The 20,157-nt window shown below is 38.8% G+C and carries 21 protein-coding genes and 1 tRNA gene; 13 read left to right on the forward strand and 9 right to left on the reverse strand.

The window, feature by feature from the left end; genetic code table 11:
- The 5 genes from A0F92_RS05220 to A0F92_RS05240 form a co-directional block, all read left to right on the forward strand.
- Nucleotides 1-757: Rossmann-fold NAD(P)-binding domain-containing protein (locus A0F92_RS05220; protein WP_068242427.1), on the forward strand; the 757-nt coding region annotated here is incomplete at its 5' end.
- A 21-nt stretch (nucleotides 758-778) separates the two neighbouring features.
- On the forward strand, nucleotides 779-1,087 hold the full coding sequence (locus A0F92_RS05225) for an NAD(P) transhydrogenase subunit alpha (protein WP_068242429.1): 309 nt from the start codon (nucleotides 779-781) through the stop codon (nucleotides 1,085-1,087).
- A 21-nt stretch (nucleotides 1,088-1,108) separates the two neighbouring features.
- Nucleotides 1,109-2,545 (forward strand): NAD(P)(+) transhydrogenase (Re/Si-specific) subunit beta, encoded by a 1,437-nt coding sequence (locus A0F92_RS05230; protein ID WP_068242431.1) that lies wholly within the window; start codon nucleotides 1,109-1,111, stop codon nucleotides 2,543-2,545.
- Between the two features lie 109 nt (nucleotides 2,546-2,654).
- Entirely contained in the window at nucleotides 2,655-4,019 is a 1,365-nt protein-coding gene (locus A0F92_RS05235) for an RsmB/NOP family class I SAM-dependent RNA methyltransferase (RefSeq protein ID WP_167516826.1), read from the forward strand.
- 26 nt (nucleotides 4,020-4,045) lie between these two features.
- Entirely contained in the window at nucleotides 4,046-5,017 is a 972-nt protein-coding gene (locus A0F92_RS05240; RefSeq protein ID WP_167516827.1) for a LysM peptidoglycan-binding domain-containing protein, read from the forward strand.
- Here A0F92_RS05240 and fmt read toward each other — a convergent pair whose 3' ends face one another.
- Entirely contained in the window at nucleotides 5,018-5,974 is a 957-nt protein-coding gene (gene fmt / locus A0F92_RS05245; protein ID WP_068242437.1) for a methionyl-tRNA formyltransferase, read from the reverse strand.
- Nucleotides 5,975-6,021: 47 nt separating this feature from the next.
- Here fmt and A0F92_RS05250 point away from each other — a divergent pair.
- Nucleotides 6,022-6,094, forward strand: a tRNA-Gly gene (locus tag A0F92_RS05250).
- Here the strand turns inward: A0F92_RS05250 and A0F92_RS05255 are convergent.
- On the reverse strand, nucleotides 6,094-7,380 hold the full coding sequence (locus A0F92_RS05255) for an exo-beta-N-acetylmuramidase NamZ family protein (protein WP_068242439.1): 1,287 nt from the start codon (nucleotides 7,378-7,380) through the stop codon (nucleotides 6,094-6,096). The genes A0F92_RS05250 and A0F92_RS05255 overlap by 1 nt on opposite strands.
- 242 nt (nucleotides 7,381-7,622) lie before the next feature.
- Between A0F92_RS05255 and A0F92_RS05260 the strand changes: the two genes are divergently transcribed.
- The 3 genes from A0F92_RS05260 to A0F92_RS05270 all read left to right on the forward strand — a co-directional run bounded on the left by A0F92_RS05260 (nucleotide 7,623) and on the right by A0F92_RS05270 (nucleotide 10,196).
- A complete protein-coding gene (locus A0F92_RS05260) occupies nucleotides 7,623-8,078 on the forward strand; it encodes an FKBP-type peptidyl-prolyl cis-trans isomerase (RefSeq protein WP_068242441.1) in 456 nt (151 codons plus the stop codon).
- A 142-nt stretch (nucleotides 8,079-8,220) separates the two neighbouring features.
- A complete protein-coding gene (pepT, locus tag A0F92_RS05265; RefSeq protein WP_068242443.1) occupies nucleotides 8,221-9,477 on the forward strand; it encodes a peptidase T in 1,257 nt (418 codons plus the stop codon).
- Between the two features lie 8 nt (nucleotides 9,478-9,485).
- On the forward strand, nucleotides 9,486-10,196 hold the full coding sequence (locus tag A0F92_RS05270; protein WP_167516828.1) for a rhodanese-like domain-containing protein: 711 nt from the start codon (nucleotides 9,486-9,488) through the stop codon (nucleotides 10,194-10,196).
- 78 nt (nucleotides 10,197-10,274) lie between these two features.
- On the opposite strand, the gene A0F92_RS05275 is transcribed toward A0F92_RS05270, so the two are convergent.
- From A0F92_RS05275 to A0F92_RS05285, 3 genes are read right to left on the reverse strand one after another with little or no spacing between them, the layout of a single operon-like run.
- Nucleotides 10,275-10,559, reverse strand: a complete 285-nt coding sequence (locus tag A0F92_RS05275; RefSeq protein WP_068242452.1) for a c-type cytochrome — start codon at nucleotides 10,557-10,559, stop codon at nucleotides 10,275-10,277.
- Nucleotides 10,560-10,570: 11 nt separating this feature from the next.
- Entirely contained in the window at nucleotides 10,571-11,791 is a 1,221-nt protein-coding gene (locus A0F92_RS05280; RefSeq protein ID WP_068242455.1) for a hypothetical protein, read from the reverse strand.
- Between the two features lie 37 nt (nucleotides 11,792-11,828).
- The gene (locus tag A0F92_RS05285; RefSeq protein ID WP_068242458.1) at nucleotides 11,829-12,260 is read right to left on the reverse strand and encodes a c-type cytochrome; all 432 of its coding nucleotides are present in this window, start codon (nucleotides 12,258-12,260) and stop codon (nucleotides 11,829-11,831) included.
- A 304-nt stretch (nucleotides 12,261-12,564) separates the two neighbouring features.
- On the opposite strand from A0F92_RS05285, the gene A0F92_RS05290 reads away from it, so the two are divergent.
- The 3 genes from A0F92_RS05290 to A0F92_RS05300 all read left to right on the forward strand — a co-directional run bounded on the left by A0F92_RS05290 (nucleotide 12,565) and on the right by A0F92_RS05300 (nucleotide 14,881).
- Complete coding sequence (locus tag A0F92_RS05290) at nucleotides 12,565-13,494, forward strand: SPFH domain-containing protein (RefSeq protein WP_068242461.1); 930 nt, start codon at nucleotides 12,565-12,567, stop codon at nucleotides 13,492-13,494.
- 160 nt (nucleotides 13,495-13,654) lie between these two features.
- The gene (locus tag A0F92_RS05295) at nucleotides 13,655-14,356 is read left to right on the forward strand and encodes a MotA/TolQ/ExbB proton channel family protein (RefSeq protein WP_068242464.1); all 702 of its coding nucleotides are present in this window, start codon (nucleotides 13,655-13,657) and stop codon (nucleotides 14,354-14,356) included.
- 117 nt (nucleotides 14,357-14,473) lie between these two features.
- Nucleotides 14,474-14,881, forward strand: coding sequence for an ExbD/TolR family protein (locus tag A0F92_RS05300; protein WP_068242467.1), 408 nt, complete (start codon nucleotides 14,474-14,476; stop codon nucleotides 14,879-14,881).
- Between the two features lie 14 nt (nucleotides 14,882-14,895).
- On the opposite strand, the gene A0F92_RS05305 is transcribed toward A0F92_RS05300, so the two are convergent.
- The 4 genes from A0F92_RS05305 to A0F92_RS05325 all read right to left on the reverse strand — a co-directional run bounded on the left by A0F92_RS05305 (nucleotide 14,896) and on the right by A0F92_RS05325 (nucleotide 19,541).
- Entirely contained in the window at nucleotides 14,896-15,306 is a 411-nt protein-coding gene (locus A0F92_RS05305; RefSeq protein WP_253810186.1) for an acyl-CoA thioesterase, read from the reverse strand.
- Nucleotides 15,307-15,319: 13 nt separating this feature from the next.
- Nucleotides 15,320-15,715 carry a VOC family protein gene (locus tag A0F92_RS05310; RefSeq protein ID WP_068242470.1) on the reverse strand — a complete coding sequence of 132 codons (396 nt, stop codon included), beginning with the start codon at nucleotides 15,713-15,715 and terminating at the stop codon, nucleotides 15,320-15,322.
- A gap of 66 nt (nucleotides 15,716-15,781) precedes the next feature.
- A complete protein-coding gene (locus A0F92_RS05315) occupies nucleotides 15,782-18,157 on the reverse strand; it encodes a 3-hydroxyacyl-CoA dehydrogenase/enoyl-CoA hydratase family protein (RefSeq protein WP_068242480.1) in 2,376 nt (791 codons plus the stop codon).
- Nucleotides 18,158-18,506: 349 nt separating this feature from the next.
- A complete protein-coding gene (locus tag A0F92_RS05325; protein WP_253810188.1) occupies nucleotides 18,507-19,541 on the reverse strand; it encodes a polysaccharide deacetylase family protein in 1,035 nt (344 codons plus the stop codon).
- A gap of 277 nt (nucleotides 19,542-19,818) precedes the next feature.
- Here A0F92_RS05325 and A0F92_RS05330 point away from each other — a divergent pair.
- On the forward strand, nucleotides 19,819-20,157 hold a 339-nt coding region (locus tag A0F92_RS05330; RefSeq protein ID WP_167516829.1), incomplete at its 3' end, for an FAD-binding protein.

The following is a 20,157-nucleotide window of genomic DNA, read 5'->3' on the forward strand; positions in this document are numbered from 1 at the left end:
ACAAAGTATGGATGTGTTAAGCAGTCAGGCTAACATAGCAGGATATAAAGCTGTGGTGATGGCCGCTGCAAATTACGGCAGATATTTCCCCATGTTTATTACAGCTGCCGGCAGTATTCCGCCTGCTAAAGTGTTGGTTTTGGGTGCAGGTGTGGCAGGTTTACAGGCTATTGCTACTGCAAAAAGATTGGGGGCAGTAATTGAAGTTTTTGATACAAGACCTGCCGTAAAAGAAGAAGTAATGAGCCTTGGAGCAAAGTTTGTGGAAGTTGAAGGTGCTGCCGATGCTGCCAATGCAGGCGGTTACGCAGTGGAACAATCAGCAGCTTATCGGCAAAAGCAGCAACAACGTATTGCTGAAGCTGCTGCAAAGGCTGATATTATTATTACTACTGCTCAAATACCGGGAAAACCTGCACCAAAATTGTTAACCGAAGCGATGATTACACAAATGCGAAATGGTAGTATTATTGTTGATTTGGCTGCTGCTACGGGCGGTAATACACCTCTCACCCAAAACAATGCAACTATTGTAACGGGGAATGGTGTTACCATTATTGGAAACAGTAATTTACCTGCTACTATGCCATTCGATGCCAGTAAATTATATGGTAAAAATTTATTGAATTTTCTTCAATTAATTGTAACATCTGAAGGAAATATTTATATACCATTTGAAGATGATATTGTGCAGGGTTGTTGCATTACACACAATGGTAAAATTGTAAATGAAAGCGTATTGGCTTTGATTCAATAATTCGCGATTAAAATTTATTTTATGGAAGCAGCTTTAAAATGGGTTTCTGAAAATCAGCAAATGATTTACATTGTTATTTTGATGATATTTCTGGGTATTGAAATTATTGGCCGAGTGCCCAGTGTATTACATACACCATTAATGAGCGGGGCTAATGCCATACACGGTGTAGTTATTATTGGAGCTATTATTGTAATGGGTCGTGCTGCTGAAACCAATTATCTGGCGCTCATTTTAGGATTTTTGGCAGTAATACTGGGCACATTAAATGTAGTAGGCGGATTTGTGGTAACCGACCGTATGCTGGAAATGTTTAAGAAGAAAAAATAATGATTCATTAAAGTATTGTATATGCAGTTAGATATTTTGACCATTTGTTACATAGCCGCCTCTGTTACTTTTATCATGGGTTTAAAAATGTTATCCTCTCCTGCTACAGCAAGGCGCGGTAATTTAGTGGCTGCAGCCGGTATGTTAGTGGCCATTATCGGTACCATCTTTTTGTATAAAGATGAAAATGGCAATTCATTACACAATTACAGCTGGATTTTTGCCGCTCTTATTATTGGGGCTATTATTGGGGTAGTAGCAGCAAAAAAAGTAAAAATGACTGCTATGCCCGAAATGGTAAGCTTTTTTAACGGAATGGGTGGTGCCTGTGCAGCACTCATTTCAGTAATTGAATTTGATTATGTGTTTCGGACTGCAGAAAAAATGCAAACTCTGCATTTTGCCGACTCAGTGGCAACCGGACATTTTTTAGCCATTGCTGCAGGGGCTATTATTGGTAGTATTTCATTTGCCGGAAGTATGGTAGCCTGGGGTAAGTTGAATGGCAGTTTTAAAGATGTTGTTTTTAAAGCACAACATAGCTTAAATTTATTGGTTTTTGCGCTGGTGATTGTTTTGGCATTTGTAACTTATTTTGCAACTAACCAATATGCCGATTATTTCTTTATTGCAACAGTAACATTGGCCTTAATATACGGTGTACTATTTGTGTTGCCAATAGGCGGTGCAGATATGCCGGTTGTAATTTCTTTATTGAATTCGTTTACTGGCGTGGCTGCAGCCTGTGGTGGTTTTTTGTATAATAACAAAGCCATGCTGACAGGTGGAATTTTAGTAGGTGCAGCCGGAACACTGCTTACCATATTAATGTGTAAAGCCATGAACAGAAGTTTAACCAATGTATTAATTGGCTCATTCGGATCAAAAGAAAATACAACATCTGGTTCAGCTACAACAAACAGTGGTTCTTACAAGGAAATTTCCATTAGCGATGCGGCAATGGTAATGCGTTATGCCAACAAAGTGATGATTGTACCAGGCTATGGATTAGCGGTTGCTCAGGCGCAACATACCTGCCACGAGTTAGAAAAATTGTTGGAAGATAAAGGAGTTGAAGTACAATATGCCATACACCCCGTAGCAGGCAGAATGCCTGGCCATATGAATGTTTTGTTGGCAGAAGCTGATGTTAGTTATGATAGGCTATTGGAATTAGAACAAGCCAACGATGCCTTAAAATCAACCGACGTAGTATTGGTTCTAGGTGCCAATGATGTGGTGAATCCGGCTGCAAAAAACAATCCTGCATCTCCCATTTATGGTATGCCTATTTTAGATGTAGAACAGGCTAAAAACGTTATTGTTAATAAACGCAGCATGAAGCCGGGCTATGCAGGGATTGATAATGATTTATTTTATCAGCCTAAAACATCCATGCTGTTTGGTGATGGCAAAAAAGTACTGCAGGAATTAATCAGTGAAATAAAAACATTGTAAGGCATTCTTGTATTTTAATATCAATTTAGATGGAATAACAGCCTTGTAATTTTGGTTAAAATATTGTCGTTTTTTTAATAGTCGTTCATTACTTGCTTAACTTCGTTCAGTGCTACCTATTTCTTTTATTGAATCTATGCAGGGTGTAAAAGGCTTTCAAAAAGAAGCTTTTCTGGCGGTGCATGTACATAATATTCCTGTTACTTCTATCCGTTTTAATCCTTTCAAAAAAAAATTATTAAAACAATTATCTCTTGCCGATCAATTAGATGAAAAGGTACCCTGGACTTCAGATGCATGGTATTTAAAAGAGCGTCCCTCGTTTACGTTTGATCCCTTTTTGCATGGTGGTGCTTATTATGTTCAGGAAGCAAGCAGTATGTTTGTTGAACAAATTTTACAACAAGCAATACCACAACCAGCGCAGGAAATTGTATTGGATATAAGTGCTGCACCTGGCGGTAAAACAACTTTATTATCCGGTTATTTTAAAAATGGTTTAGTTGTAGCGAATGAAGTAATTAAGTCAAGGGCTGCAATTTTAACGGAGAATGTGATAAAATGGGGTGCAGATAATATCATCGTTACCAATAATGATCCTGTACATTTTCAGCGCCTTCCTGCATTTTTTGATGTGGTTTTGCTCGATGCGCCTTGTAGCGGCAGTGGACTTTTTAGAAAAGATGCAGGTGCCATTGCCGGCTGGAGTCTTGAAAATGTACATACCTGTAGTTTAAGGCAGCAAAGGATTATTCGGGATACAATGGGTGTTTTAAAACACGGTGGTTTGTTTATTTACAGCACCTGTTCTTATTCAACTGCCGAAGATGAAGCAATACTTGACTGGATGGTTCAGGAATATGCATTTGAACCACTTCGCATACAATTGCAACCCAATTGGGGTATTGTAGAAGTACGAACCACTCAACAGGAGGCATGGGGCTATCGTTTTTTCCCTGATCAGGTAAAAGGCGAAGGCTTTTTTGTTGCTGTTTTTCGAAAAAAATCGGCAGGAATACAACCTGTATTTCGATTGGAAAATAATTTAACACAACCTGCAGGCAAAGCATTAGCGTTACTTTCTGAACATATACAATTGCCAGAAAATTACCGGGTATTTATGCAGGAGAATGGATTTAGGGCCATTCAAAACCATTATTGGCAACCTTTACAACAACTGGCACAACAACTCTACATAAAAAAAGCCGGGATAGAACTGGGTGGCCTGAAAGGAAAAGATTTTGTTCCTTCGCATGAATTGGCGCTAAGTTTGCTGCCTTTAACACAAATGAACAATGTTGAAGTAGATTTGGAAACTGCTTTACATTATTTACGTAAACAGGTGCCGGCTATTCAGGGGGCCAAAGGATGGTGTACCATTAGCTATTGTGGATTAAGATTGGGTTGGATAAAAGTTTTACCCAATCGCATCAATAATTATTATCCGGCTGAATGGAGAATTTTAAAAGATTAATTTTACGAAGTTGAAAATTTATTGCAATGAATGTATCTTCTATTTTAAAAGCCACTGTATGCTCCTTTCTTCTTTTTGTTTTTGCAGCGATGCATGCGCAAACTAATAATCATACTATTGAGCATGTGATTAAGAAGGGCGAAACTTTATCGGCTTTGGCCCATCAGTACCATACTACCGTTGGTGATATTATGCGTTTAAACGGCATGAACAGTAAAAGTATTTTGCGTATTGGTGAAAAAGTAAAAATACCTGTTAAAGGCGTGGTAGTTGCTCAAAAACCTGTTGTAGCTACTTCCGGTACAGCAGCTGTACAGGAGCAAACACAAAATAATACAACCATCCATATAGTAGCTCCAAAAGAAACACTTTATGCTATCGGTAAAAAATATAAAGTATCGGTTGCTCAAATTCAGCAATGGAACCATTTCAATACTACCAATATACATACCGGGCAACAGCTTACTATTGGTGCCAATGCCACTCAGCAGCCAGTAGTGCCAAAAGTAGCTGAGCCAATAATACAACCCTCCAATATACCGGCTATTACACCGGCAAAACCTGCGCCTTCCAATACAACATCTTCTGTTCCGGCAAATCAAAATACAAAGCAAAATGCAAGTGCAACTGTTGTTGATAATAATGCCCCTAAAAATCAGGTAATTTCTGTAAATAATACTACCAATACCGATAATATTCCGGCCGGTGGGTTTTTTACCGATTATTACAAACAAACCGGGCAATCTATTTCAGGAGATGCTTCTATTTTTAAAACTGCCAGCGGTTGGATGGATAAAAAATATTATGTATTAATCAATAATATTCCCGAAGGCACTATTGTTAGAATTGAGAGCAATCAAAAAGTGGTGTACGCCAAAGTATTGGGGGCATTACCCAATATTAAGGAAGATGATGGTTTATTGTTGCGTATTAGCAATGCAGCTGCTGCAGTATTGGGTATGGCAGATAAACGATTTCCGGTTACGGTGCAATATTAGCTACTCATTTGTTTGCAACAAATGATGGTATCCTCTTAAAAAAGTGGCTGCATCCATTCTTTTTTTGCCTTCTAATTGCAAATCGGTTAACACTACCCATCCATCTTGTGCTGCTATCTTTAAGCATGTTTTACCATCGGTATCAATACTACCGGGAATTGTATTTGAGGCGTTGGGCTCTACCTTGCATCGGTATATTTTTAGTTTCTTCTCTTTTAAAAAGGTAAATGCACCGGGATAGGGTGAGAGGCCATGAATTAAATGTTGGATGGCTGCTGCAGAATGATTCCAATTGATTTGACAAGTTTCCGTAAAAATTTTAGGTGCATGTTTTATGGTGTGTGTTTCATTATTGCTAAGTAATGCCTGGGGCTGTTCTTTCAACGTTCCTTCTGCTAGTTGTTGTATGGTTTTTACTAATAATTGAGCACCAATAATTTTCATACGGTCGTGTAACTCGCCTGCTGTTTCTTCCGGGAAAATGGGCATGGATTGTTGCAATAATATATTGCCAGTATCAATAGCATGTTGCAATTTAAAAGTGGTAACACCTGTTTCTTTTTCCCCATTTATAATAGCCCAGTTAATGGGAGCTGCTCCTCTGTATTGTGGTAACAATGATCCGTGTAAATTAATGGTACCCATTGCTGGTAGGCTCCAAACCACTTTGGGCAACATTCTAAAAGCTACCACCACCTGCAACTGTGGTTGAAGCGATTGCAATGTTGCAATAAAATCGGGATGTTTCAATTTTTCTGGTTGAAGTACAGATAAACCATGCGTCACCGCATATTGTTTTACGGCACTTTGTTGTAGCTGCATCCCCCTGCCAGCGGGTTTATCGGGTGCGGTAACTACTGCTACTATATTACAACCGGCCTGTAATAATGCATCGAGGGAAGCAACTGCAAAATCGGGTGTTCCCATAAATATTATGCTGATATCAGAAACTTGCATGCTGCAAATGTATGGGATGAATTTCTTTTGTACATTGCAAAGCATTAGCGGAAATAGCTCATCCGGTAGAGCATCAGTTTCCCAAACTGAAGGTGGCGGGTTCGAGTCCCGTTTTCCGCTCAATTAAAATCTTTATACAAAAGGTATTTTTTTCTGATTTTTTTGAATGCGGCTAACTGTGGCTGCCAGCTTGCTCTTATTTCCTCTTCTGTTAATCCGGCTTGTATTTGTTGCATCAGTTGGTCTGAACCGGCCAATCGGTTAAATGCATTCATTTTTTCATTACCCTGTTTGGGTAAAATAAAAAAATGCGTTTTATCAGGAAACAATGCATAGGCTTTTAAAATATACTGGATGGGTAATTGGTTGTGTATGGTTGCTAATACTTCCTTTTCCGATGCATACAAATTCCAACCATAACAGGTTTTCCCGTTTAGTTTTGGGTTGGTGGCACCAGGCCCGGGTGTTGGTGTAAATGCAAACAGGTTTTTAGGTAAATCCGGGTGCCCGATATAACAAAATGGGTGTGGTGTTCCTCTGCCTTCACTCAGAACAGTACCCTCAAACAAACAATTGCCTGCATACCAGTAAACACTGGCCATGTCTGGTAAATTGGGCGATGGGGGAATGGGCAGCCTGTATTTGCTGTTGTGATCATAATTTTTACAACGTACAATTAAAAAGGAAGGCAGATACCTGGAAAAGCCATGCTGTGCATAGTATTGATAAAAATGGCTGTCTGCTTCTTTCGAAAGCCAGTGTTCTCCAATCAGCATGTTAGCATATTCCCCTATCGTCATGCCATACACCGTTGGTATAGGTTGCATGCCTACAAAACTTTTATATGCAGTATCTAAAACAGGCCCATCAACATAAAAGCCGTTTGGATTGGGCCTGTCTAAAAGTATAACCGATTTATTGTTTTCAAATGCGGCTTCCAGCATCTCCTGTACCGAAGAAATGAAGGTATAAAATCGTGTTCCAACATCCTGAATATCAATGATAATCACATCAACATTTTTTAAGTCATCCGGTGTTGGTTTTCTTTTCTTGCCATATAGCGAAATAATGGGTATGCCTGTAATGGGGTCTATATTATCTTGAATTAATTTACCATCATCTGCTTTTCCTCTGAAACCATGTTCGGGGCCGAAAGCTTTTACAATGTGTATGCCTGCTTTTAATAATGTATCTGCCAAATGCGTATCACCAATCGTAGCGGTATGATTGGCAAATAGTGCCACATTTTTGTGTTGCAGCCATTTGAAATAGGTCTGAGTTTGATAAGCACCCGGCAATATAGGAACCGTTGCTTGTGCAAAATTTGAATTGAAAATAAGCAGGCAAAGTGCCAATAAAAGGTAGGATTGAATTGAAATTATTTTTTGAACTGCTGCACGATTCATTGTTAGATTTAAATTATTTAGAATATATTTTTGCATATGGTCTATTCTTTCTTTTGAATATGGGAGTTGAAAGTTAACGAAAAATAATTGTCTGTTTTAGCAGTTCGGCGTATTTTGCAGGCGAAGCCGGTTTTCAATTCTTTCTGATAGTTGATGTTGAATGCTTCCGTAGAAGTTTGCGATGCAACCACAGTGGAGAGGTGAAATAGGAGCTAACTTCTTAAACAACAAAAAAGCAAACAATGCAACAAGTTAAAAAGGGTGATACTGTAAAAGTACATTATCACGGAAAGTTAGAAGATGGTACTACCTTCGATTCATCTGAAGGCCGTGAACCACTTGAGTTTGAAGTAGGCAGTGGTATGGTAATTGCCGGTTTTGATGATGGCGTAACCGGAATGCAAATTGGCGAAAAGAAAACCATCCATATTCCTGCCGATGAAGCTTATGGACCTGTACAGGAAGAAATGATTATGGAATTTCCCCGTGATCGTTTTCCTGATGATATGACACCGGAAGTGGGAATGCAATTAAACATGAGCAATGGCCAAGGCCAGAATTTTCCAGTGGTGATTGTTGATGTAAAAGATACAGTAGTTATTCTTGACGCCAACCATCCTTTGGCTGGAAAAGATTTGGTTTTTGATTTGGAATTGGTTGCAATTGCTGGCGGAAGCCCATTAATTATCATGCCATAACCTATTATTGAATTAGTTGATAAGCCCGGATATATTGTTCCGGGTTTTTTATGCATGAATCGTTAAGATTATCTTGCTAAACTGCGTATTTAGGCATACTGCACAAGAATTGTATTAAATTGCCTTTAAAATTTTTCGGGATATGTTAAAAGATTATTCCTATTCAGTAGTAGAAAGATTCATGCGGTATGTGCAAATTGATACACAAAGTGATCCCGCTAGCACTAATTTCCCTTCCACAGAAAAACAAAAACAGTTAGCACAGTTGTTGGCAGCTGAATTGAAGCAGATGGGTATTGACGATGCAAAAATGGATGAATATGGTTATGTTTATGGTACAATTCTCTCTAACAGCCCACAAAAAAATATACCTGTTATTTGTTTTTGTGCTCATATGGATACCAGTTCCGATTGTAGTGGTACAAATGTTAAACCAATTTTGCATCAGCAATACAAAGGCACCACAATTGTGTTACCGGATGATGATACACAGGTACTAACAGTCGATAATTATCCATACTTAAAAGAACATATCGGAAAAGATATTATTACTGCATCCGGAAACACATTATTAGGGGCAGATGATAAAGCGGGGGTTGCTATTATTATGGATGCGGCACAATATTTAATGCAACATCCTGAAATTAAGCATGGCACTATTAAAATTCTATTTACACCCGATGAAGAAGTAGGCCGCGGTACAGAATATGTAAACTTACAATATTTAGGAGCCGATTACGGATATACATTAGATGGTGGTGAAGCCGGCCATTTGGAAGTAGAAACTTTTAGCGCCGATGCTGTAACGATTACCATTTATGGCGTTAGTGCACATCCGGGCTATGCAAAAAATAAATTGGTAAATGCTTTAAAACTGGCAGGTGAGTTGTTAACCGTGTTGCCAAAAGGAGAATGGAGTCCTGAAACTACTGAAAAAAAGCAGGGCTTTGTGCATCCTGTTCGTATGGAAGGGATTGCAGAAAAAGCCACTATCGAATTTATTATTCGCGATTTTGAAACAGCGAATCTTATAAAGTATGAAGAACGGCTGAAACATTTTGTAGAAACAGTGGTTGGATGCCATCCTGGTTCTAGTTTCGAAATGGTAGTGAAGGAACAGTATAGAAATATGTATGAGGTATTGCAACATCATCTGCAGGTAATTGCCTATGCCGAAGAGGCTTACCAACGTACTGGCCTTGTTGTAAAGAAAGAACCTATTAGGGGTGGTACAGATGGGAGCCGTTTGAGTTTTATGGGATTACCCTGCCCTAATTTATTTACGGGTATGCAGGGTATACATAGCAAAAAAGAATGGGTAGGGGTAAAAGATATGAAGTTGGCAGTTGAAACTTTAGTGCACCTTAGCCAGATTTGGGAGGAAAAAACTTTAAAATAGATAAATATATGAAATTGAAAACATGGATAGCAGTGGCTTTAACAGGCATTTTAATGTCATGCCAGGCACAAAAAAATAGTAATGAAGCGTTAAGTCCGGATACTTTTCAACAACAAATACAACAACCCAATGTGCAAATTTTAGATGTTAGAACAGCAGAAGAATTTGCAGGTGGGCATATTGAACATGCATTGCAGGCCGACTGGCTTTTGCCGGATCAATTCCAAGAAAGAGTAAAGAGTATTGATAAAGATAAACCGGTATATGTATATTGTTTATCCGGTGTTAGAAGTGCGGCTGCTGCCGATTGGTTACGTGCCCATCAATATAAAACAGTATACCACTTAGCCGGGGGTATTCAGGCATGGAAACAAGCCAATAAACCCCTAGTAGGTGAATCGAATGAACCGCAAATTACCATGGAGCAATATCAGCAAATGATACAGCAGGCCGGCCCCGTTACTCTGGTTGATTTTGGCGCCGACTGGTGCCCGCCATGCAGAAAAATGCAGCCTGTATTAGATGCTTTAAAAACCACTTATGGTCCAAAGTTGAATATTGTAAAAATTGATGCCGGCAAACAGACTGATATCATGAAACAAATGAATTTACCCGCTATTCCCGTATTTATTATTTATAAAAACGGACAGGAGGTATTTAGAAAAAATGGAATAGTTGCACAAAGTGATTTTGATGCTGCTATTAAACCGCTATTATAATTTTAAAATTAATGGCCAATATAAAAGCCGGAGATGTAAAGTAACACTCCGGCTTTTTCAATCAAGGGTATTGGGTAATTAACGGCTGCTTTTTAAAAATTCTACAATTTTTTCCCTTTCTGCCTGTGTAATTAATGCTCTTGTTTGCATGTGCATACCTATGGTTTCCCATTGCTCTGCCGAAAACGATGCAGGAGATGGTGTGTTATGGCAGCGCTGGCAATTTTCTGCCCATAACTGTGCGCCCGATTTGGCTGCAACTGCTTTGGTAGGTGCACAACCATTGATAGATAATATGCCTGTTATTGCAAAAATAAGAACGAGTGCCAGCGTAATAGTATGGAGTGGTTGATAACGTTTCATCTTTTTAAATTTTAAAGTTGAATAGAGAATTGCAGATAAAATGTATTGGTATTGGTAGTGCCATTGTATGCGCCTAATAATTTACTGGCAGTACTGTTGCCGGTATAAGTTTCGTAAGTGGCTTTTACAACAGTTCTCCAGGTTAACCAATAATCTAATCCTACAGCAATTGAATGCTGGTTGGCACCAAAAGTAGAGTTGCCGGGTAAATTATAACTGGTATACCTGCCTGCAATTTCAAAATTTTTTAGAAAGTTATTGGCTTCAGTGGGTCGGATAGAACATTGTACAAACCCGGCTGTAGTATGATTGTTGAATGAATAACTTTGTGTACTGTCGTTTGGATTCACATAATTCTCATTACTAATATTTTGTATGTTGTACTGAGCCTTAACATTTACTAAAACAGGGTTGAAGGTTTTAACATAGTTTAAATCAAACGCATACATATTGCCTGTTGCATTTTGGTAGGGCGAACCCAGATCTCCTACTTTACCAAACATGCCCGATACCCCAATTTCTAATGATGAATTAGAAAACGGTAACCAGCCAATTCTTGCAGTAATGGTTTTATTATTGTTATTATCTACAATATTGCCACTGGTTAATGTACCATTACCCAATAACTGACTGCCATTGCTTAATGCTACATCATAGTTCAGTTTCATGCTGCCTAAAGGCAACCCTCCTTCTACTTCCACACCATAATCAGTAGGCGTCATATCTGCAATACCCATGGGGTCGGTAGCTAATTTGTCAATCCATCCGGCAGCTTCTCTTTTGGCATAGGTACCAAAAGGCAATACCAAATATCCTGCTCTTATAATAATATTGGGTGCCGCAAAATAAGATACATCTGCCCAGTTAACACCCAAGCCATTATTACTAAACGAAGGCTCAAATTCTAATAAAAACTTTTTTCCATGGCGCCATAAAAACATGGGGCTAAATTCGTAATGATCAGCATCTGCTAAACTGTTCGTTTTAGAAATAGCGCTAACACCACCCAATGTATTGGTGCTTTTGCTGGCAGCAAATCCAAAAGTGGTTAATCCTGCTACCATAAAATGGTCATTGCCCGGTTTCTGATAATTAGCTTGTTGTTCCAATGCATTCAATCTGTCTAGAACGGTTGAGTCTAACCCACCGCTGGTTTGGGCAATCAAATGGGGAAATGTACCACCCATAGCAAGGGCTATCAATCCCATTAATTTATAAATTTTATGTTTCATTTCTTAGCGTTTTAAGGTGATAGAATTCATGGTTATCTTATCTTTTAGCCAGAGAACGGATGTAATTCACTAACATCCACCGTTGCGTATCGGTTAATGCTTGTTTATAAGAGGGCATAGGTGTATGTCCTTCCGACATTTTCCAATACAAAGCACCATCTGTTTCTTTTTGAACGGCAGCAGAAGTATGGTCTGCGGGTTTGGGTTTTAAGGCCGCGGCAGCTATGCCATCTCCTTTTCCATTATTGCCATGACAAGGGCCACAGTTAGTGATGTATAATTTTTTTGCTTCTTTTAAAACCGATGTATTCCCAGCTAATGGATTCTTGAGTTGATTGGCTGATGCCGGTGCATTCCAGGTACTGGTTTGTGCCTGCGATATGGCTGGAAATAACAGTGCTGCAGATACGATGCAGAAAACTGTAATTATATTTTTCTTTGTCCGTTTTGTTGAAGCTTGCTGTTTCATGATAAACTGTTTTGTTTCCACAAAGGTTTGCTATCTGCTACCCGGCGAATATGATATTTGTTAGCTTTTTAAATTATAAGGAAATTTTAATGTAATAGGAAGATTTGATTTTTCGTTTTTTCTGCTGCTTGTTTTCTAATTGTTTTAAAACTTTACAGCTTTATGGTATCATTATATTTTTTGTGCAATCGTTCGGCCTGTCACCAAAAAGCATGAATTTGAATAGAAATGTTATCTGGCAAAATATCTTTTTTTAAACACCGGTTTTTTCAATTAAAAAAAATTATCTTTCAAAAAAATTTCTATGGAAACTTTTATTTCTTTTTGGTGGTTAATTGTACTGCTCATCATTCTTTTCACCGGAATGGTTTCAGTTACACAGGGTAATATCACTGTGTTAACAATGTTTGGGAAATACAGAAGAATCTTAAGGCCGGGATTAAATTTTAAGATTCCTGTTTTCGAACAGATATATAAAGTGATTAGTATACAAAATCGCTCTGTTGAACTGGAGTTTCAAGCAGTTACGGTTGATCAGGCCAATGTATATTTCAAGAGTATGCTACTCTACTCCGTAATTAATGCCGAGGAAGAAACCATTAAAAAAGTAGCATTCAAATTCATTAGTGATAAAGATTTGATGCAGGCGCTTATCCGCACTGTTGAAGGCTCTATCCGCGCTTATGTAGCTACAAAAAAGCAGGCCGAAATTTTATTGCTGCGCAGAGAAATAGTGGAGTATGTAAAAGCGCAAATTGATCATTCGTTAGAAGAATGGGGCTATCATTTACAAGACTTGCAAATCAACGATATTACTTTTGATAAAGCCGTTATGGAAAGTATGAGTAAGGTAGTGGCCAGCAACAATTTAAAAGCGGCTGCCGAAAATGAAGGGCAGGCGTTACTCATTACCAAAACCAAAGCGGCAGAAGCCGAGGGCAATGCCATTAAAATTTCTGCAGAGGCCGAGAAAGAAGCTGCTCGTTTAAGAGGGCAGGGGGTTGCATTATTTAGGGAAGAAGTAGCAAAAGGAATGAGCCAGGCCGCAGAACAAATGAAACAAGCCAATTTAGATACCAACGTTATTTTATTCAGTATGTGGACAGAAGCCATTAAAAACTTTGCTGAGGTAAGCAATGGCAATGTTATTTTTTTAGATGGCAGCCCCGAGGGGATGGATAAAAATATGCAACAAATTAAAGCCATGCTGCAAATGAAGACCAATAAGTCCTAAATGTTGCCATCACCTTATCTGGCACTGAACTTGCTGTAAGCTCAGGTTCCCAAATGTGTAAAAGCTTTGCTAAAACGCAAAGGCTGCACAATTTTATGCACAAGTATCCTGTTAAGTTTGTTTAGCATTTACTTTAGTGTTACCATAAAAAATTATCAGCATGTTTCATTTGCTTCAGGTTGCTGCAACACCCATTGCAGATACATTACATAAAGCCGCTACAGCCATTCCTCCGGTAGAAGAAAAAATTTCTATGTGGGATATGCTGCAGAAAGGAGGTTTTATCATGTATCCTTTGTATTTTCTGTTGGTGTTGGCGCTATTTTTCTTTTTTGAGCGGCTCATTGCCATTCGTAAAGCCTCTAAAATTGAACCCAATTTTATGAGTATTATACGTGATAATATTCTTACCGGCAACATTAGTGCTGCCCGTAGTCTGGCAAAAAATACGCCCAATCCGGTAGCCAAAATGATCGATAAAGGTTTACAACGCATTGGTAAACCCATCGATGCCATTGAAAAAAGTATGGAAAATGTAGGTAAATTAGAAATGTACAATATGGAACGCAACTTATCTGTTTTGTCGCTGATAGCAGGTATTGCCCCCATGTTTGGATTTTTAGGAACCATTGTAGGAATGGTACAATTGTTTTATGGTATTGCCTCAACCGGAGAATATACGCTGAATACCATTGCCGGGGGTATTTATACTAAAATGGTAACCAGTGCTACAGGATTAATTATTGGTTTAATGGCTTATGTAGCATACAATTATTTAAGCACACAAATAGATAAAACCGCCAATAAAATGGAAGTGGCCAGTGCAGAGTTTATTGATATATTGCAGGAACCAACCAAATAAAAGTTGAGAATGATTTTGTTACCAGCTGCAGAACTTTGGGCATCGCCTGTTGCGTCGCACACGGCAACTGCAGTAAAGGAATCAGCTTTTTAATCATAAATAACCGTTTTTATACTCATGAACATACGCCAGGGAATCAGAAAACGACATGCAGAAGTGCACACCGGTGCTTTAAACGATATATTGTTTATTCTGTTACTGTTTTTTTTAATTGTTTCTACTTTGGCCAATCCCAATGTAATAAAAGTAGCCAACCCCAAAGCAAAAAGCGATACCAAAGCCAAACAAACTGTTGTAATTACAGTGGATAAAGATCAAAATATCTACATTGGACAAAAATTAGTGCCATTTGATCAGTTAGAATCACAATTACAGGCCTTTTTAGCCAAAGAAACTGATAAACCTTCGGTAGTAATTAATGGCGATAGTACTTCACATTTAGGTACTGCCATAAAGGTAATGCAGGTAATCAAAAAGTTAGGCGCTACACCGGTTGTGGCAGTTGATAATAATGGTGTTCAATAGATTATCAAAGCGCATCAACTTTTAGGTACCACCCTGTCTTTTACATAAGTTATTTGCGTTTTGCCATGTGCCTTCGGCTTACCATCTTCTCCTAAGTTCACAAATACTAATTTATCAATCGTCAATATTTGTTCACGGGTTAATTTATTGCGTACCTCGCAGCGCATGGTGATAGAGGTTTTGCCAAATTCGGTTGCAATAATGCCAATCTCAATAATATCGCCTTGTTTAGGTGCATTTACAAAATTAATTTCTGAAATATACTTTGTAACTACTTTCGCGTTTTCTAATTGTATAATGGCATAAATCACGGCTTCTTCATCAATCCATTGTAATAATCTGCCGCCAAACAAAGTATGATTCGGATTTAAATCCTCCGGTTTTACCCATTTTCGGGTATGAAAATTCATTTCATCTGTTGCCATATCGTATTAATTATTATGTTGTAATAGGCTGTATCAAATCCCATTTATTGCCATATAAATCTTCAAATACCAATATAGTACCGTAAGGTTGAACTTCCGGTGCGTGAATAATATTTACATTTTGCTGTTGTAAATTTGTATAATCACGTTGTATATTATCCGTATGCAAAAATAAAAATACCCTGCCACCGCTTTGCTTACCAATACATTTCTCCTGTTCCTCACTCGCAGCTTTGGCTAATAATAACCTGCATCCTTTACTGCCGGGTGGCGCTATCACCACCCATCTTTTAGGTTCTGTTAAAACTGTATCTTCTATTAAAGTAAACTGTAATTTTTGGGTATAAAAGGCAATGGCTTCATCATAATCACGTACTAGCAAAGCCATTTGTACGATTTCCTGTTTCATTTCTTTCTCATTTAATCCTGCTCATTTATTCTAAATCTCCCAATCATATTAAAAATTGCATCAAGCCTAATTACGAACGGGTTTCCCTGTTTTTAATACACTTTGTATACGCTCTAATGTTTTCTTTTCACCACATAAACTTAAAAATGCTTCGCGTTCTAAGTCTAATAAATATTGTTCAGATACCTGGGTGGGGGCACTTAAATCGCCACCGCACATCACATGTGCCAATTTGGTGGCTACCAGGGCATCATGATCGGTTACATAACCGCCACGCTTCATGGCATTGATACCTACCAACAGGGCACCCAAAGCTGAACGACCTAAAACGGTAATGTCTTTTCGTTGGGTAGGCATGGTATAGCCGGCATCATATAAATCAATCACTGCTTTTTTAGCAGCTGCAATTCTTCTGTCGGGGTTTAATAGTATGGCATCTCTGTCTTTTCTGAGTATGCCCATTTTATAGGCTTCAAAAGCACTGGTAGCTACTTTAGCAGTTGCAATGGTTAAAAAACGTTCTTTTAAAGTATTTAATTCCGGTTCATCTTTGTGTAGTTCATCTGAGGCACGCAATACAAATTCTTTGGTGCCGCCACCTCCGGGTATCAATCCAACACCTAATTCAACCAACCCAATATATGTTTCAGCTGCTGCACACACTTTATCAGCATGCAGGTTTAATTCGCAGCCGCCACCTAAAGCCAATCCATGCGGTGCAGCTACAACCGGAACAGCAGAATACCTAACCCGCATCATCGTATTTTGAAACATACGGATGGCCATATCCAATTCCTCATATTCCTGTTCAATAGCCAACATAAAAATCATTCCTACATTGGCTCCTGCACTGAAATTGGGGTCGGGGTTAGCAATCACCAATCCTTTAAATTTATCTTCTGCAACGGTAATGGATTGCTGTATGCCTTCTAATACTTCGCTGCCAATACTATTCATTTTGGTACTCCATTCTAATGCTGCCACATCATTGCCAATATCATATAATTTACAGCCACTGTTTTTCCAGATAAGTCCGTCGGTAAAATTGCTTAACACAATAAAACTATCCTCACCCGGCATAAAACGATAGGCTTTAATGGGTACATCATAAAACTTCTTCTTTCCTTTTTCCAAAGCATAGAAGGATGTTTTACCTGCTGCCAGCATTTCCTCAACCCAATGCGCAACCTGATAGCCGGCCAATTTCATTTCATGCACTGTTTTGGCTACTCCCAGTAAATCCCATGTTTCAAAAGCGCCTATTTCCCAGCCAAAGCCTGCTTTCATTGCATCGTCAATCCGGTACAGTTCATCTGAAATTTCAGGAACACGATAAGAGATATATGAAAACAGCGCATAATGAAAACTTCGGTAAAAATTCCCTGCTGTATCGGGCGATTGCTGCAACAGTTTAATTCGTTCTTTCAGATCTTCTATGGGTTTGGCGGCTTCTAATGCTGCAAATTTTGGTTTTTGCCTTGCTTCATATTCAAATGTTTGCAGATTAATGACCTGTATTTCTTTTCCTCCGGCACCTTTTGTTTTTTTGAAAAAGCCTTGTCCGGTTTTATCGCCTAAACGGTTGTCTTGTACCATTTTTTCGAGCCAGGCCGGTATTTGGAATATGTTTTTTGCTTCATCTTCCTTACAATTTTCTGCTACACCTTTGGCTACTTTTACCAGGGTGTCTATACCCACTACATCCGCAGTTCTAAAGGTGGCCGATTTGGGGCGACCAATTACAGGGCCGGTTAATGCATCTATTGCATCAATGCTTAAACCTTGCTGTTCCATGATGTGGAAAATACTCATGATGCTGAAAACCCCAATGCGATTGGCAATAAATGCGGGAGTATCTTTACACAATACGGTTGTTTTTCCTAAATACAAATCTCCATACTGTAAAAGAAAATCAATCACCTCTTGTTTGGTATGTGCAGTTGGAATAATTTCCAGTAACTTTAAATAGCGGGGTGGATTAAAAAAATGCGTACCGCAAAAATGTTGTTGAAAATCATCGCTTCTTCCGGCTGCCATTAAATGTATGGGTATGCCCGATGTGTTAGAAGTGATTAACGTACCCGGCCTTCTGAACTTCTCTACTTCAGCAAATATTTGTTGTTTTATGTCTAACCGTTCCACAACTACTTCAATAATCCAATCGGCAGTGGCAATATCTTTCATATTATCGGTAAAGTTGCCTGTTGTAATTTTTTTGGCTACATCTGGTGTAAATACCGGTGAGGGGTTACTCTTTAATGCAGTTTGTAAAGCATCATTTACCAATTTGTTTCTTACAGTGGGGTTGTTGCTTTCACCGGTATCTTTACTCAGCATATCTAATAACAATACTTCAACACCTGTTCCTGCAAAATGACAGGCAATGCGTGAACCCATAATGCCGCTTCCTAAAACAACAACTTTTTTAATAATACGTTTCATGTGTTTGTATTTATTAATTTTAGTCATATAAAATAGTACAAATCATCATACTTTGGTGCGTAGTGATTGTATTTTGACTATTTCCTGTATATGTTTTACCATTTGCAAATTGCCTGCAAATACCCCGTGCAATTTTTTGTTGCTTTGATTCCATCTTCACCAGGCAATTGCATGTTTCATTCAAACCATTTGCCATTTCAGAAAAAGTAAAATACCTTTTCAAAAAAATGGATAAAATGATGTGATGTTTAATTTTTGAACTGAGCATCAAAGCTAAATAAAAAATAGTTAGCTATGCAACTAATTTTAGTGAAATTCTATCGCTTTTAGCAAAGCATTAGAGCAGGTGTTATGGTAAACGGCTTCTTCTTTCCATTAATTCACGCCAGGTGGTTAAAATAATACCTTTTTGTTGTATGTATTGTCTTAAACGGGGATCAAGCATGGCTAATAAATCGCCGCGGCGTGTGGGGCCGCTGTCAGATATATATTTGAATTGTGGGGTAGTAGTCGTGCAATGCATAATTACCATGGTAATGCCGGGTTGCAGACTATCGAATGCAGCTATATAACGATTCGTTCTGTAGGCTTGCAAAAGGCTATCGTTTTGTAATGTATTTGTTGGGTTTACCCAATCATAGCTTTCATTGTACAAATCATCTAAAACGGGTAAGCCGGCTTTCCATAATAAATTACCCATGAAATGCATTTGTGCCATTAATTGTTGCGATGCATGCATTTGCAGGGCAATCAGGGTAGCGTGTCCGCCGGGCAACATCACCGCAATATGGTTCTTTATACCCAATTGAATATATTGTTCTGCAAAAGCAGGTGTGGCCAATAAGGTGCCCATGTGTGTATCTACATGGGTGGGTGTAAAGCCCATTGTTAAAGCTCTTTGCAGTTGTGCATTGATTTCAGTAGCTACTTCCGCGGCACTGGCATGCTGTACTACATCGGTCACATTGGGCCATAAACAGCCCTGCTGATCTACCAGTCCCGGTGTAGCAGGTTTGCCGCTGAGCGGTCCCCAACGATAATTTTTCCATTCAGCGGTTAAGGTTAAATGCAACCCGGCATCTATCTGTGGATGTTCTTTTAAAAATTGTACAAATCCGGGCACCCATGAGCAGGGCATCATTACACTGGTTGAAGTGGCCACCCCTTTGGTTAATGCTAATATGGCACCTTCATTCGATTCATAGCTCATGCCGGCATCATCTACATGTAATATCACCACTTTTGCTCCTTTGGGAAATCCTAATTTTTCGGCATAAGTACTGTCTGTTGCCTTTGCTGTAACAATTAAACCGATGCATACGGCCAATAGCAACATTTTTTTTCGGGTATGCTTGTATACATGTGTGAATAGAATAGCTTGCATGGTTGTTTTTATTTTTTTAATGATGCAATTAAGTTAAGTAAGTTTCAGATTCCTGCACTGTTTTTTGCGGTATTTATTTCTATTGCAAAATCCGATGCTATTGAAAAATGGAGTGCATTATACTTTACTATCAAATTTTGATACTTTTTTTGCTGGATGGGTGCCCTTTTTTAATTCTGCTTTAATCTGCAAAATAAAATGGGTAGCTTTTTTAAGAATTGCAGCAAAAATCATTACTTTCAAACACCCGAATCAAACATTAAAATCTTACCATATTATGGGCGAATTACAAATTAAAAAAGAAGCAAAAAAGTACGATGCAATTATTATTGGCTCCGGTGCCGGTGGTGGCATGGCGGCTTATGTGCTGGCCAATGCAGGCTTAAAAGTATGTTTATTAGAAGCCGGACCCAATTACGATCCGGCCATTAATTCTGATCAGTTGAAAAATCCATGGGAGTCACCCCGGCGTGGCGCCAGCACCAAGTTTCGTCCTTTTGGCGATTTTGACGGTTGTTACTGGGGTTGGGAAATAGATGGTGAGCCCTATACCCATGCTAATGGTACCAAATGGGAGTGGTGGCGTGCCAGAATGGTAGGTGGCCGCACCAACCAC

Origin of the sequence: Hydrotalea flava, from assembly GCF_001623405.1 — a bacterium.
GTDB classification, from domain to species: domain Bacteria; phylum Bacteroidota; class Bacteroidia; order Chitinophagales; family Chitinophagaceae; genus Hydrotalea; species Hydrotalea flava.